The 14,239-nt window shown below is 68.2% G+C and carries 13 protein-coding genes and 1 tRNA gene; 3 read left to right on the plus strand and 11 right to left on the minus strand.

Annotated elements, in window-relative coordinates:
* Positions 1-2 precede the first annotated feature (2 nt).
* Entirely contained in the window at positions 3-998 is a 996-nt protein-coding gene (locus GSI01S_RS14650; protein WP_006897376.1) for a metallophosphoesterase, read from the plus strand.
* 10 nt (positions 999-1,008) lie between these two features.
* Positions 1,009-1,308, plus strand: a complete 300-nt coding sequence (locus GSI01S_RS14655; protein ID WP_006897377.1) for a maltose acetyltransferase domain-containing protein — start codon at positions 1,009-1,011, stop codon at positions 1,306-1,308.
* Between the two features lie 564 nt (positions 1,309-1,872).
* Here GSI01S_RS14655 and GSI01S_RS14660 read toward each other — a convergent pair.
* The 10 genes from GSI01S_RS14660 to GSI01S_RS14705 form a co-directional block, all read right to left on the minus strand.
* Positions 1,873-1,946: transfer RNA gene (locus GSI01S_RS14660), tRNA-Pro, on the minus strand.
* Positions 1,947-2,000: 54 nt separating this feature from the next.
* Positions 2,001-3,356 carry a DUF2252 domain-containing protein gene (locus GSI01S_RS14665; protein ID WP_006897378.1) on the minus strand — a complete coding sequence of 452 codons (1,356 nt, stop codon included), beginning with the start codon at positions 3,354-3,356 and terminating at the stop codon, positions 2,001-2,003.
* 18 nt (positions 3,357-3,374) lie between these two features.
* Entirely contained in the window at positions 3,375-4,841 is a 1,467-nt protein-coding gene (locus GSI01S_RS14670; RefSeq protein WP_006897379.1) for a hypothetical protein, read from the minus strand.
* Positions 4,838-5,296 (minus strand): hypothetical protein, encoded by a 459-nt coding sequence (locus GSI01S_RS14675; protein ID WP_006897380.1) that lies wholly within the window; start codon positions 5,294-5,296, stop codon positions 4,838-4,840. The genes GSI01S_RS14670 and GSI01S_RS14675 overlap by 4 nt, the downstream gene beginning before the upstream one ends.
* Before the next feature lie 33 nt (positions 5,297-5,329).
* Positions 5,330-5,761: an Ohr family peroxiredoxin gene (locus tag GSI01S_RS14680; RefSeq protein ID WP_006897381.1), complete on the minus strand. Its 432-nt coding sequence runs from the start codon at positions 5,759-5,761 to the stop codon at positions 5,330-5,332.
* A 78-nt stretch (positions 5,762-5,839) separates the two neighbouring features.
* A complete protein-coding gene (locus tag GSI01S_RS14685; protein WP_006897382.1) occupies positions 5,840-6,505 on the minus strand; it encodes a hypothetical protein in 666 nt (221 codons plus the stop codon).
* A 68-nt stretch (positions 6,506-6,573) separates the two neighbouring features.
* Positions 6,574-7,944, minus strand: coding sequence for a hypothetical protein (locus GSI01S_RS14690; RefSeq protein WP_439644240.1), 1,371 nt, complete (start codon positions 7,942-7,944; stop codon positions 6,574-6,576).
* Positions 7,945-8,004: 60 nt separating this feature from the next.
* A complete protein-coding gene (locus GSI01S_RS14695) occupies positions 8,005-9,303 on the minus strand; it encodes a lipase family protein (protein ID WP_006897384.1) in 1,299 nt (432 codons plus the stop codon).
* 94 nt (positions 9,304-9,397) lie between these two features.
* Entirely contained in the window at positions 9,398-10,423 is a 1,026-nt protein-coding gene (locus GSI01S_RS14700) for an aspartate-semialdehyde dehydrogenase (RefSeq protein ID WP_006897385.1), read from the minus strand.
* A 12-nt stretch (positions 10,424-10,435) separates the two neighbouring features.
* On the minus strand, positions 10,436-11,701 hold the full coding sequence (locus GSI01S_RS14705; RefSeq protein ID WP_039867782.1) for an aspartate kinase: 1,266 nt from the start codon (positions 11,699-11,701) through the stop codon (positions 10,436-10,438).
* Positions 11,702-11,840: 139 nt separating this feature from the next.
* Here GSI01S_RS14705 and GSI01S_RS14710 point away from each other — a divergent pair, with 139 nt between their 5' ends.
* Positions 11,841-13,028, plus strand: coding sequence for a hypothetical protein (locus GSI01S_RS14710; protein ID WP_006897387.1), 1,188 nt, complete (start codon positions 11,841-11,843; stop codon positions 13,026-13,028).
* 13 nt (positions 13,029-13,041) lie between these two features.
* Here GSI01S_RS14710 and GSI01S_RS14715 read toward each other — a convergent pair whose 3' ends face one another.
* A complete protein-coding gene (locus GSI01S_RS14715; RefSeq protein ID WP_006897388.1) occupies positions 13,042-14,211 on the minus strand; it encodes an ABC transporter substrate-binding protein in 1,170 nt (389 codons plus the stop codon).
* Between the last annotated feature and the right edge of the window lie 28 nt (positions 14,212-14,239).

The following is a 14,239-nucleotide window of genomic DNA, read 5'->3' on the forward strand; positions in this document are numbered from 1 at the left end:
CCATGGTCTCGGTTCCCGGATTCGGTGCGCCCTCGCGCACCACACGTGACGCCTCAGCTCTCACCCGCGTCGTGGCCGGTGCCGCCGGTGCGGCCGCCGCCGGTCTCGTGTATTCGACGGTGATCGAGCGCAACGCATTCACCCTGCGTCACGCGACGCTGCCGGTGCTGGAGCCGGGATCGTCGCCCTTGCGCGTGCTGCACATCAGCGACATCCACATGATGCCGAACCAGCATCTCAAGCAGGCATGGATCTCCGAGCTGGAGCGACTCGAGCCCGACCTGGTGGTCAACACGGGCGACAACCTCGCCCATCCCAGCGCGGTCCCCGCTGTGGTGCAGGCACTGGGCGGGCTGCTCGCGCGCCCCGGCCTGTTCGTCTTCGGCTCCAACGATTACTTCGGCCCGAAACCGAAGAACCCGTTCAAGTACTTCAAGAAGAACCACACACGCACGCACGGCGAGCCGCTGCCGTGGCAGGATCTGCGCGCGGCCTTCACCGAACGCGGCTGGCTCGACGCCACGCACACGGTGCGCGAACTCGAGGTCGGCTCGGTGCGCATCGTCGCGGCCGGCGTCGACGACCCGCACATCGAACGCGACCGCTACGAGGCGATCGCCGGGCGACCCAACCCGCTCGCGCAACTGCGGCTGGGGCTGACGCATTCACCGGAGCCCCGCGTGCTCGACTCCTTCGCCGACGACGGGTACGACCTCGTGCTGGCGGGCCACACGCACGGCGGTCAGCTGTGCCTGCCCGGCTACGGCGCGCTGGTGACCAACTGCCATCTCGATCGTTCGCGGGTCAAGGGCGTCTCCAACTGGGGTTCGACGATGAAGCTGCACGTCAGCGCGGGCCTCGGTACCTCGCCGTACGCGCCCGCCCGGTTCTGCTGCCGCCCGGAGGCGTCGCTGCTGACGCTGACCGCGGTGTCGAACGGCGGCGACGTCGACAGCGTTCAGCAGTCGTTGCCCCAGCTCGCCGACCAGTTCAGCTGACCGAGACGGCATGACCACCGACCGGGAACGGATGCTGGCCGGCGAGTTGTACCGCGACGCCGATCCCGAATTGGTCGGGTTGCGCAAGGCCTGCGCGCGGCTGCTGGACCGATTCAACGCGACCGCCGCCGACGAGGACGGCGTGCGCGACGCACTGCTGCGTGAATTGCTGGGCGGCCTCGGCGAGGGCAGCTGGGTGATGCCGCGTCAGATGAGAGCCGGGAGCGTCGTCACTCGCGATCTCCCCGACCATGTATTCGCCGCGGGCAATCCCGCGCGAGTGATCCGCGAGTTGCCGATCGAGGCTTGAGGTCGCGGCGTAGTTCCCGGCGCACGAGACCGGCTATTCGAGGGCGGTCCGTCCGGCTCCCTCCCCTTAGACAGGAGCGGGACGGACCGCGTCATCGCACCCGTCCGGTTCACTACCCTCCCCAGAGCAACCGCCGGACGGGGCGGCGTCCGCTTGCATCAGTTAGCAACGGACTTTTTCAAGTGAATCAGGCTCACGAGTTCAACACAAGACTGGGTGCGTGAACTGCCACCGGAGTCCTCCTTCTGAACGACTCGAGTGGGTGCCTGTCCCATCGCTGATGAACTGGCCGGGCGTCCGCCGTCAGCCCGAATCCGCCCAGAAGGCGGCCGTAGCACGATCACTGACCGAGAGAACTCCGATGGAACAGTTACGCCGCGGTATCGAGCGTCGGGGTCGGCACGATCTGCTTGAGCAGTAAGCTCGCGGAAGCCTGACCTCTACCGCAAGGCCGGGTCTCAACGACGATCTGACACCTGAGCAGAACGGACACGCACGATACGAGGAAGCCCCCGGCTCGCATCTCTGCAGGCCGGGGGCCTCAACTGCTTCTCAACCAAAGCGTCGGGGTAGCGGGATTCGAACCCACGACCTCTTCGTCCCGAACGAAGCGCGCTACCAAGCTGCGCCATACCCCGTGTATGACCTGCAATAGCGTACAACGAGCTCGGCCGAACTACTAAATCGTCAGGTCAGGACGGGTTTTCGAGGGCACCGGAGCTGACCGACCCGTCGGCGACCGCGGCATCGAGGCGTCCGTGGTCACCGATGTTGATGCGGCTGTACTCCACCGAGAAGTCGGCGATCACCGCGTCGAAGGCCTTTCCCGCGTCGGCCAGGTATGCCGCGATCTCGTGGCGGGATGCGGTACGCGCGTGCGCCTGCGCCAGCACCTCGCCGCACAGCGCCCCGTAGTACTCCATCCCGGCCGGAAGCAGCGACTCCACGACCACCGACCCCTTGCCGTCGCGCAGCTGGCGCACGTAGAAGTCGGTGTCGACCGTCGCCTCCGCGCCGGCCGCACGGACCCATCCGAGGAAGATGTCGCTCGACGCCTGCAACAGTTGCTGACCGAACACGACACGCTGTCCCTGATTGGTGTACTCGCAGCCCGGCACGAACGGCGCGAGGACCGATTCGGAGGCCTCCTTGAATTGAAGAAAGAGCGGATCGGTCCCCCGCGCCCCGCCGAAGAGCGCGATCCAGCACCGGGTGCCGACGCTGCCGACGCCGACGACCTTTCGCGCCGCCTCGATGAAGGAGTACTGCGAGAACAACTCGGCGACGTGCGCGGGCAGGGTGCGCGCGTAGCGTGCGAAGGCCTCACCGAAGTAGTCGTCGAGTTGGACCTTCGACATCGACGGCGCGACCTCGGACGCCGGCACCAGCAGCGGCGGATCGCTCTTGATGTGCGCCCCCGCGAGATCGACGTAGCAGAGCTTCTCGAGCGCCTGCGCGCTGTCCCGGTGCCGCGCCTTCCGGAGCGCCTTCTGCGTCCGCTTCGACGCGGCGGTGTCGAAGCGGTCACCGAGATCGGCGACCACCTCGTCGGCGTCGACTCGCGCATACCAGCATTCGAGGGCGGGTTTGGCCTCGCTGGCGATCATCGTCTTCCGGTACGCCTTGGCCGCGAGGCGCGCCATGCTGCGGCCCGTCGTCTCGTCGAAGCCGTTCGCCTGCGACGCGATGACCATGCTGGCCGCGAGGCGCTTCACGTCCCACTCGAACGGGCCGGGGTGCGTCTCGTCGAAATCGTTGAGGTCGAAGACCATCGCGCGTTCCGGTGAGCGGAACAAGCCGAAGTTGCTCAGATGCGCGTCTCCGCACAACTGGGTCACGATGCCGGTGCTGGGAGTCGCCGCGAGGTCGGAGGCCATCACCGCCGCCGCACCGCGATAAAACGTGAACGGCGTGGCCGACATCCGCTGATGTCGCACCGGGGTCAGTTCCTGCAGCCGCGTACGGTCCTGTTCGAGGATGATCTCGAGCGAGTCCCTGCGGGTCGCGGCCTCCGGCACCGCAGCCAGTTGGTCGACGGGCAAAGCCATTGGCCGGTTCCCTTCTCTCTATTGATAGGAGACGAACCAGGGAACGGGGTCGACGTTCATGGTCCGGCGTGGAGAGAACATGGGCTTGTCCTCCGTGTAGAAATTCTTCCACCCGAGCCACGTCCGGGGAGGCAGGCCCGCGACAATCCGGTTCCACGTCTGCATCTTGACGTTCGGCACACCGTGGCCGTCGGCGTGAACGAGGAACGCGAGTTCGGTGCGCGAGGTGTCGATCTTCGATCTGTCACCCAGCATGTCGGCGTCGAACTGGTGCAGGACAAAGGCCTTCTGCGGCAGATTCCGACTCTTGACCAGGTCGGCGAGCCAGGTCGAGACCCGGTTCACCTCCGCGGGCGAGACGGACCCGATCTGCTGCAGGTGGACTTGATTCGGCTTCAGCCGCCACTCCGGGTCGAGGGCCAGGCCGACGTGCGGCTGCAGCAGCAGTTCCCGATACATCTTGGCCTGGTCGAGAAAGTCCATCCGGCCCGGTTGCAGGTCGAGGGTGACGTAGACGCCGGCCTTGCGCGCGGCGTCGACCCACGGCCGCACCGCCGCCACGTCGAGCGCCGAGGTGTAGTTGCCGCCCGGGCCGGGATCGGCGGACGCGACGGTCACGATGATCTCGAAGCCCGGGACCACCGGGACGGGCGAGAGGCGGTCGTACTGCGCTGCGACGGCTTTCGCGCGCCGGATGGACGCACTGATGCTCTGCCTGCCCAGAGGCCCCAGTTCGGGCGCACCGGGCGATCCGTAGAGCGCGACGACGCGGCGCCCCGGGAACATCAACTGTCCGCCGCCGGGGAGTTCCGGGAGGCTCCGCGCGAGTTCGACGCGGCGCGCCAGGAGCCGGGGGTCGCCGAATCCCGATCCCACCGCGAGGATCGGCGCCCCGGGCCGCGCCTTGACGAGGTTCACTGCGCGCCCGGAGCTTCTCGGATCGGGCGACGGCACGGCCGCGACCTCCGCGTGTGCCGCCTCGGCGGTCGCGATCGCGTCGTCGCCGGCCGCCGAAAGCAGCACCACGGTGCCCTCACCGCGCGTCGCGGCACCGCCGGCGAGCAACCGGACGTCGTCGGTGACCGGAACCGGCAGTGCCGGGACGCGGCCGACCCGGACCGCGCGCTCGACACCGAGTCGCTCCAATTCCGCTGCGACAGTGCGGGAATTCGTGTCATCGACCGCGAAGACCGGCACGCCATTGACGCGCGCGGCCTCCGCCGCGGCGCGGCGCTCCGACTCTCGTGCCGTCGGAGCGACCACGACCGCGGTCGGCGACGAGGCGAACAGTTCGCGACTCACGAGGACGGATCCGGGCGCACCGGCGTCGTCGACGACGCGGATCGACCCTCTCGCAAACGCCACGGCCGCGGGGTCTCCGACCACGGGAATCGCCGATGCCGTCACCAGTGCGGCGACCGCCAGCGTGACGACTGTGATGTAGAACAGACGAGCGCGGCCCGTGGTGGTGCGAGCCGGCGTCATTCCTTGTCGGACTCGTACGAGTCCGCGAAGGACACCCGCGGGGTGGTCAGCGCCGAGTATCCCGCCACAGCGGCGTACACCACCGCGGCGAGGGTGAATCCGATGGCGAAGACGATCGCGGCGGCCCAGGCCACGACGCCCACAGCACTGTCGATCCCATCCAGGAGCAGCACCGCGGACGCCGCGAGGACGCCCCCGAGCAGGGCCCAGACGGCCGATCGAATGCGCGGACCGATCGCTCGGCTGAAGAACAGCCGCTCGTAAACCGCTGTCTCGAACTCTTCTACCGCGGCGAGCCGGACGGCGTCGGTGCCCGCCAGCTCGCGCAGCGACGCGGCGAGTTCGGCGTCGCGTTTGAGTACCGCGGTCTCATTCTGCCGGTATCGCACGAATGCGATGGTCGCGATGGTGGCCGCCAGCACTGCGGCGGCGGCGACGATAGCCCAGTTGTTCACGAGAGTTCACCGTACCGGGCCCCGTGCCGCGAATCACACGCGCGATGTGACAGTGCTCGCGATATTGCCGCGCGTGGCCTTCGAGTACGGGCAGAAGGCGTGCGCGGCCTGTGCCAGTTCGGCGGCCTCGGCGGTGTCGAGCCCGGGCAGATACACCTCGATGTCGGCGGTGAGTCCGAAGCCGCCGTCGGCGTCGTCGCTGCCGATGCCGATGTTCACCTTCACCGACGTGGCGTCGGTGAGAGTGGCGCCCTTGCTCTTGGCGACGTGCCGGAGCGCACCCATGAAGCACGCCGCATAGCCCGCGGAGAACAGCTCCTCGGGATTGCTGCCCTCGCCGTTGCCGCCCATCTCGACGGGCGGAGCGAGCACCAGGTCGATCCGGCCCGACTCGGAGACCACCTCGCTGTCGCGGCCGCCGCCGGTCGAGGTCGACGAGACGTGGTACACGGGGGTGACGGTCATTGCGTTCTCCTTAGTTCGGTCAACTCGAAACGGGAACGGTTCCAGGCGCATGGCCGAACCGGACCCGCTGTCCCCAAGCTACCCGCCGGAGGCGCGCCGGAAGGGTTTCATGGCCATCGACTTCGGCAGCCACTCGTTGATCGGCCTGCGCAGGGTGATGAGCGCGGAGAGGACGAGCACCCCGCATTGCACCCACGCGAGCACTCGCAGCGACGCCGAGACCTCCGGATAGTGGAACAGCAGATCCGCACCGACGACGGTGAACAGGACCGTCACGGTGATCACCGAGAGATAGATGCTGCGCAGATTGCGGCTGTGCGCCCGCGCGGTACCGACAAGCAGCGGATATCCCAGTGCCGTGAACAGCGGGATGCCCACGAGCAGCGCGGGCGTCCAGAACGACGCCATCGAGGCCGCCTTCTCTCCCGGATCCACCCCCGGGACGTTCTGCAGACCTGGCTGCAGACGCTCGGCCATCAACCCCTCGAGCCAGGAGAGATTGGCGAATCCGTACACGACCCACGCCAGGCACGCCACCGCGGCGATCGCCCAGACCACGCGCGCGTCACGGACGAGCGCGACCGGCGGCGGGCCGGGGTCGACGGGACGCGCCGGATACCTGCCGCTGAGATCGCTGTCCTTCGACCGCCGCGCGATCTCGGCGAGGTCCTCGGCGTCGAGTTCGGCCTGCGTCGGAATCCGATCGCGGTCGGCGTCGTCGTCGAACGGTCCGGGAGTGGTCATGTCATTGATGATGGCACGACGCGCACGCCGGTCCGGTGGGCACTAGCCGGAGATCTTCAGCATCCGGGTCACGGTGCTCCGCCCGGCGCGATCATGCCGGTGAGCTGCATCGGCTCGTCGATCGGCGCGGTCCCCACGCGCCGCGTCGCCACCCGTCGACCGGTCTGGAAGTCGACAGCGACGTAGTCGACCGGTCCCGACTGCTGCGGTCCCGGCACGTACGGGCCGTAGGCGAGACCGTGAATCAGACCGTCCGCCCGGGACAGCCGCGGCAGCGTGGCCATTCGGTCGGTGGTGTTCTCCCATACTCTCGTGCACGCCCCGTCGCGGACGTCGATGCGCGTCATACCGCCGCGGAAGGGAGCGAACGCCGGATCGCTCGGCCCACCGCTCACCGCCATCGGCGGGTACTGGAATCCGTACGTGCTGGGGATCACCAGGCTGTCGCCCCACGCCATCGGGGAGTTCTCGGTCCCCTGGTTCGGTGATGCGAAGGCCCGCGTCCGGCATACCTGCGAACCGTCGTCGGAGCGGTAGACGATCAGGTTCGGCACCGCGGCGTTGTCGACGATCGCGACCCAGCCGTCGCCGCCGGGACCGAAGTAGGTCGGCGTGGTGCCCGATCCCCAGGTCAGCTGTCCCGGCCGGCGGGCGGCACCGCGATCGTAGGCGCGCCGCCACACCGTCCGCGGCACGCCGTCGGCGTCCGCGCGCATCTCGTAGAGTGCGTGCGTGGTCAGCACCGACGCACCGGAGCGACGGACGGTGAGCCCGTTGCCCAGTTCTTCGCCCTTCGGCAGGCGCGTGGCCCCGACCCGGCCGTCGGGCAGCACGGTGCCGATGACGCCCTCGGTGGTCGCGAACCAGGTGCGCCCCTGATAGTCGGGGGCCAACCCGGTCACGCCGTCGCCGCCGAGGTATTTCGACACGTCGGTGCTCTCGTCGACGCGCAGCGCCCAGCCGGACCGCGTCCGGTGGTGACCGACCCGCAGGATCTTGCCCGAGCCGTCGGCCACCACCACCCGGTTCCGGTCGTCGAGGAACCCGTACACCCCGCCGAGGAGCTTGCCCTTGGTCAGCGGCAGCCGCGCGACGACCTGGGCGGTCCGCGGATCGAACATGGTCACCACCGGGGTGGCGAACTGCGGCGGGGTACCCGCGACGTAGGCCGTGCACAACGAGACCGGGAAGCCGTCCGAGCCCACGAAAGTCGCGGCGCACACACCGCCGGGAACGCTCGACGCCGCGACATGCCCGGTCTTGCCCGGCCCGCGCAGGACGGTGCTGTCGGTCGATTCGGGATCACCGTGCATCAGCGAAGTGGAGGCCGGGCCGACGCCGGGAACGGCCGGGCTCGCCACGGCAGTCGTCGTCGACACCGTGACGAGACCGATGACCGCCGCCGACAGGGCGATCAGGAAGCGCTTCATGTCAGTCATGACCAGTAGTCGATCACATGATCGCCGATCACGGGCGACCACTTGCACACGACCGACTGGTCAGCTGTTCAACTCACTGAGGATGAAACTCGTCGCCGGCAGCATCTTGGCCAGCATCGGCAGTGCGTGATTCACGACCAGCCCGGGGAAGATCGGCGGCGTGAAATCGTTGTCGAGCCGCACGTCCGCCCCCTGGGCCTTCCAGTCGCGGTACAGCTGCACCACCTGTCCGTGCGGGATGACGTCGTCACTGACCCCGGTGGAGATCAGCACCGGTGCGTTCGGCTTGAGGCGGCCGATCCGCTGGTCGTCGAGCATCTTCTGGACGCGGGGGTACTTCTTGATGACCGCGCTCAGCGACTTCCCGTTGCGAGTCCACTGGTCGGTGCGCTGGAATCCGTGCGTGAGACCGGTGTCGGCGATGCATTGCGTCGCGACGTCTTTCAGGGCGCGGCGCCCGGTCGCGCTGGTCTCCTTCTTCAGGATCGGGTCGAGCGCCGGATACCGCGCCACGAGTCCGTTGATGGCGTAGCCGATCGCGCCCGAGATGAAGGTGCCGTCGATCTGGCCGATCACCTTGGACAGATCCGCGGGAGGCGCACCGGCGTAGGTGGCCTTCACGTTGAGGTCGGAGGCGTAGGTGGACGCCAGCTCGGCTGCCGACGCGGTCGCACCGCCGCCCTGGGAGTAGCCGGAGAAGGCGACAGGAGCGTCCTTGGGGGCCTTGGCCACCTTGAGTGCGGCGCGGGCGGCGTCGAGCACGGCCCGACCGGACTCGAGACGGTTCACGTACGTGTGGATGCCGGGCGTGCCCATGCCGACGTAGTCGGTGAGCACCACCCGCACGCCGTTGAGCAGGAAGAGGTTCATCTCGAGCCCGGAGTAGTTGACGCCGAGACTCGGCTTGGTCGGGTCGATGGACATCGGCAGCGAGAGCATCTTCGACCCCGCGCACTGGTCGCCTTGTCCGACGGTGCCGGGCGCCAATACGACGGTGGGCCGCGGCCCCCTGCCGTGCCACGGCGCGGTCGGCTCGACCACTGCGCCGGTGACGGCCGTCGGCTTCCCGTCCTGCCGCGTGGTCGTGTACATGATGCGGGTCGCGGTCCCCGGCCATTGGTTGCGAACGCCCGGGATCTGCAGCAGGAGCTGCGTGGGCTGGGTGCGAACCACCGATCCCGGGGCCTCCGACAACCGAGCGGGAGGGCGATAGAAGTCGCCGACGGCACCCGCGTCGCCGGTGCCGGCGACGAGCCCGGAGGCCGCGACCGCACCGACGACGGCGATCGAACCGGTGCGCCTGACGACGCTGGAAACGGATGAACTTCTGGACGAGACGAATCCCCGAATTTTTCTCACGAGAGTAATCTACGCCATAAGTTACCGCTTGGTAAGTCCCGATTTCGACGTTCGCCGCCGACGAGCGAACCCGCCCGCCGCCAGGCGCGCGTCGTCAGACCAGCAGTTCGGCGATCTGGATCGTGTTGAGCGCGGCACCCTTTCGCAGGTTGTCTCCGGAGACGAAGAGCGCGAGGCCACGCCCCTCCGGAGCGCCCGGATCCTGACGGATACGCCCGACGAGAGAGACGTCGCCGCCGGCCGCGTCGAGCGGGTTGGGCACGTCCGCGAGCCGGACCCCGGGCGCGCCGTCGAGGATCTCGCGTGCCTGCTCGGGGGTCACCGCTTCATCGAACTCGGCGTTGATCGACAGCGAATGGCCGGTGAAGACCGGGACGCGGACGCAGGTTCCGCTGACCAACAGCTCGGGGATGCCGAGGATGCGTCGCGACTCGTTGCGCAGCTTCTGGTCCTCGTCGGTCTCACCGCTGCCGTCGTCGACGAGGTTGCCCGCGAGCGGCACCACGTTGAACGCGATCGGCGCGACGTAATTGATCTTCTCGCCGAGATCGACGGCGTGCCCGTCGTAGACGAGCTGCTCGGCGCCGTCGACGCCGGCGCGCACCTGCCCCGCGAGTTCCTGCACGCCCGACAGCCCGCTGCCCGAGACCGCCTGATAGCTGGAGACGATCAGCCGGCGCAACCCCTTGGCGTCGTGCAGTGGCTTGAGCACCGGCATCGCAGCCATCGTGGTGCAGTTGGGGTTCGCGATGATGCCCTTGGGCGGGTTCTTCGCGAGCTCACCGTTCACCTCCGACACGATCAGCGGCACATCGGGATCCTTGCGCCAGGCCGACGAGTTGTCGATCACCGTTACTCCGGCGGCGGCGAACCGCGGCGCCTGCACCTTCGACATGGTTCCGCCCGCGGAGAACAGAGCGATGTCGAGCCCCGCCGGATCTGCGGTCGTCGCGTCCTCGACCACCACTTCACCGCCGCGCCACGGCAGCTTCTTGCCCGCCGACCGCGGCGACGCGAAGAACCGCACCTCGTCGGCCGGGAAGTTCCGGTCTTCGAGGATCTGACGCATGACGCCGCCGACCTGGCCGGTGGCGCCGACTACTCCGAGTCGAATACCCATCTGAGCGTCCTCCTATCGTCCGGTGCCGCCGTAGACCACGGCGTCCTCGTCGGCGCCGAGACCGAAGGCCTCGTGCAGAACGCGGACCGCCGGATCCAGATCGGATTCACGGACGAGGACCGAGATCCGGATCTCGGAGGTGGAGATCAGTTCGATGTTGATGCCCGCGTCGCTGAGCGACTCGCAGAAGGTCGCGGTGACCCCCGGATGACTCTTCATTCCCGCACCGACCAGCGACACCTTGCCGATGTTGTCGTCGAGCACCACCTCGCGGAAGCCGATCTCCGACTTGAGCTTGCCCAGTTCGGCCACGGCGACCTCGCCGAGCTCCTTCGGCAGCGTGAAGGTGATGTCGGTCTTCCCGGTCTCCACCGCCGACACGCCCTGCAGGACCATGTCGATGTTGATCTCGGCGTCGGCGACGGCGCGGAACACCTTCGCCGCGTAACCGGGCTTGTCTTCGATGCCGACCACGGTGACCTGAGCTTCGCTGCGGTCGTGGGCGACGCCGGTGAGGATTGCTTCTTCCACGGGGATGTCCTCCATCGAGCCGGACACAACGGTGCCGGGCTTAGTCGAGTACGACGAGCGCACATGAACTGGAACGTTGTATCGGCGGGCGTATTCCACGCAACGCAGCATCAGCACCTTCGCGCCGCATGCGGCCATCTCGAGCATCTCCTCGAAAGAGATGTGATCGAGGTGCTTGGCATTGCTGACGATGCGCGGGTCGGCCGTGTAGATGCCGTCGACGTCGGTGTAGATCTCGCAGACGTCGGCCTCGAGAGCGGCGGCGAGGGCGACGGCGGTGGTGTCCGATCCGCCGCGGCCCAGCGTGGTCACATCCTTGGTGTCCTGCGAGACGCCCTGGAAACCGGCGACGAGGACGATCTTCCCCTCGTCGAGCGCACTGCGGACCCGGCCCGGAGTCACGTCGATGATCTTGGCCTTGCCGTGGCTGCTCGTGGTGATCACGCCGGCCTGCGAGCCGGTGAACGACTGCGCGTTCTCCCCGAGGCCCTCGATCGCCATGGCGAGCAGCGCATTGGAGATGCGCTCGCCGGACGTGAGCAGCATGTCCATCTCACGGTCGGGGGGATTCGGGTTCACCTGTTCTGCCAGATCGAGCAGTTCGTCGGTGGTGTCACCCATCGCAGAGGCGACGACGACCACGTCGTTCCCTGCGCGCTTGGTCTCGACGATGCGCTCGGCGACCCGGCGAATGCGCTCGGCATCCGACACCGAGGATCCGCCATACTTCTGGACGACCAGTGCCACGTCGTGCAACCTTCCTTATCTGTACAGCTGTCTCGTCTACATGAGCTTCTGCAGCTTCTGCGGGAATCGCGCGGGGTTCACCTTACCCGCCGGACCTGGCGCGGCACATTTCGCGGAGGCCACCGTAGGATCACCTCCGATGACTACCGTGCGCCCGATGTCCACCATGCGACGCTTCGGCATCACCCACGAGTTCGCCCTTCGATGCGTCGGGGTGTACCTGACGATTCGCGTCGTCGGCATCGTGATCCTCACCGTCTTCGCCGGACTCCACCACACCGGTCTCACCGCGCTGCTGTCCATGTGGGACGGCGAGTGGATGCTCGGCATCGCCCAGCACGGCTACGGCGGAATCCCCCTGTGGTTCACCGACGGAAACGGCGTCCACACGGAGTTCACCGCGTACGCATTCTTCCCCGGTTATCCGATGACGGTGCGGACCGTCGCCCTGGTCCCCGGCCTGTCGCCGTTCGCCGCGGCCATGATCGTCAACGTGGTCGCGGGATGCCTCGCCGCGGTGGCGGTGGGTCGTATCGGAGTGATCTGCTCCGGGCGGATCCGTTCCTCGGTTCGGTCGACGCCCGACCAAGCCTCGACGGCCGGACTGGTCCTGGTGGGCCTCTTCGCCGCCACGCCCATGTCGGTGGTGCTGAACATGGCCTACACCGAGGCGGTGTTCTGCGCACTCGCGGGCTGGGCGCTCGTCGGAGTCCTGGAGCGGCAGTGGCTGCTCGCCGGACTCTGCGCCCTCGGTGCCGGACTCGTCCGGCCGACCGGCGTCGCGGTGATCGCCGCCGTGATGCTCGCAGCGATCGTGGCCCGGCGCGACGGCCCTCGTGCGTGGGCCGCCGTGATTCTCGCGCCGCTCGGTTACCTCGGCTACCTGGCAGTGGTGTGGGCGCAGACCGGCTCGGCGACGGGCTGGTTTCAGATCCAGACGACGGGGTGGAACACCACATTCGACGGCGGCGCGGCCACCTGGCGATTCCTCACCCAGACGCTCGGCAGCGGATCGGACTTCTCAGCGATCGCAACGGCCCTGTTGATCATCTCGGTGCTCGTGTTGTTCGGTTGGTCGGTCGCCGACCGCGTGCCGTGGCCGGTGCTCGTCTACGCGGCGGCCGTGCTGGCGTCGATCCTGCTGTCGGACGGCCTGATGATGAGCCGTGCGCGACTGCTCCTGCCCGCGTTCGTCCTGCTGATCCCGGTGGCCGTGCGGATCGCACGACGGCCGCGGACCGAGATCATCGCCTTCCTCGCCGTCGCCGCCCTGTTCTCCGGCTGGTTCGGTGCCCGCATGCTCACGGTCTTCCAGTACGCCATCTGACGACGGCGCGCGGCTATCCCTTGATCTGAAGCCACGCCTTCGACCAACCGTCGTAGCCGACGCACTCGACGTTCTTGCGACCGTCGACGCAGTCGCGCATCGGCGTGGTCCAGTACCAGATGTGCGAGGCGTACTCGGGGTCCGCGGAGTGGTACACCGCGCAGTGCGTCCGGTCCCGCATCAGTTCGCACGCCTTCGCGTTCGCGGGTGACTCGCCGAAGTACTCCGCGACGCGCGCGTTGACCCGCGCGCTCACGATGTAGTCGACCCAGCGGTACGCGCAGTTCGGATGCTCGGCCCGGGAACTGATCATCCACGAGTCCGACCACCCCGTCGATCCCTCATCGGGCAGCACCGTCGCCACCGGAGCACCGCCGTCGCGGGCGAGGTTGGCCGCCATCTGCCACGTGGAACCGATCACGCTCCAGCCCGCGCTGAACGCCTGCACCTCGCGGACGATGTCGTTCCAGTACTCGCCGACCGCTCTGCGCTGCTCCTCGAGCAGCGCGACGGCCGCGTCGAACTGCCTCCGGTCGAGCGCGTAGGGATTCGTGATGCCGAGATCGGGCCGGTGCCGCATCAGATACAGCGCGGCGTCGGCGATGTAGATCGGCGAATCGTAAGCGGTCACCCGGCCCGCATAGCGCGGCGCGTCCTCGAACACGGCCCGCCAGGACGTGGGCGCGGGTCGCACGACGTCGGTGCGATACATCAGGAGATTGGCACCCCAGCCGTGCGGCACACCGTAGGTGATCCCGTTCTTCGCATTCCACGGCTTGCCCTTCAAGAAGGGATAGATGTCGGAGTACGAGGGGACCAGCGCGGTGTTGATCGGCTGTACGTCACCGGCGTCGATCAACCGCAGCGACGCGTCGCCCGATGCCGAGACCACGTCGAACTGACCGGTCCGCATCAAGGACACCGCTTCGTCGGAGGTGCCGAAGGTCTTGACCTCCACCTGGCAGCCGGTCAGGTCCCGGAACGGCTGCACCCAGTTCACGGACCGGTTGTTGCTCCCGTCCTCGGCGTAGCCCGGCCATGCCAGGACGTTCAGCACGCGCTCTGCCGGACCGAGGACCGATCGCATGGGCACCGGGCCGGGACCGGCGGTGCCGCAAGCGGCCACGAGGGCGGTCGCCGCGACGAGGATCGTCGCGGCGGCCAGCCTGCCGATCGTGGCCACGCCTCTCCTTGCCGGCCGCCGTGGGCGG

It is taken from the genome of Gordonia sihwensis NBRC 108236 (assembly GCF_000333035.1).
Taxonomy (GTDB): Bacteria; Actinomycetota; Actinomycetes; order Mycobacteriales; family Mycobacteriaceae; genus Gordonia; species Gordonia sihwensis.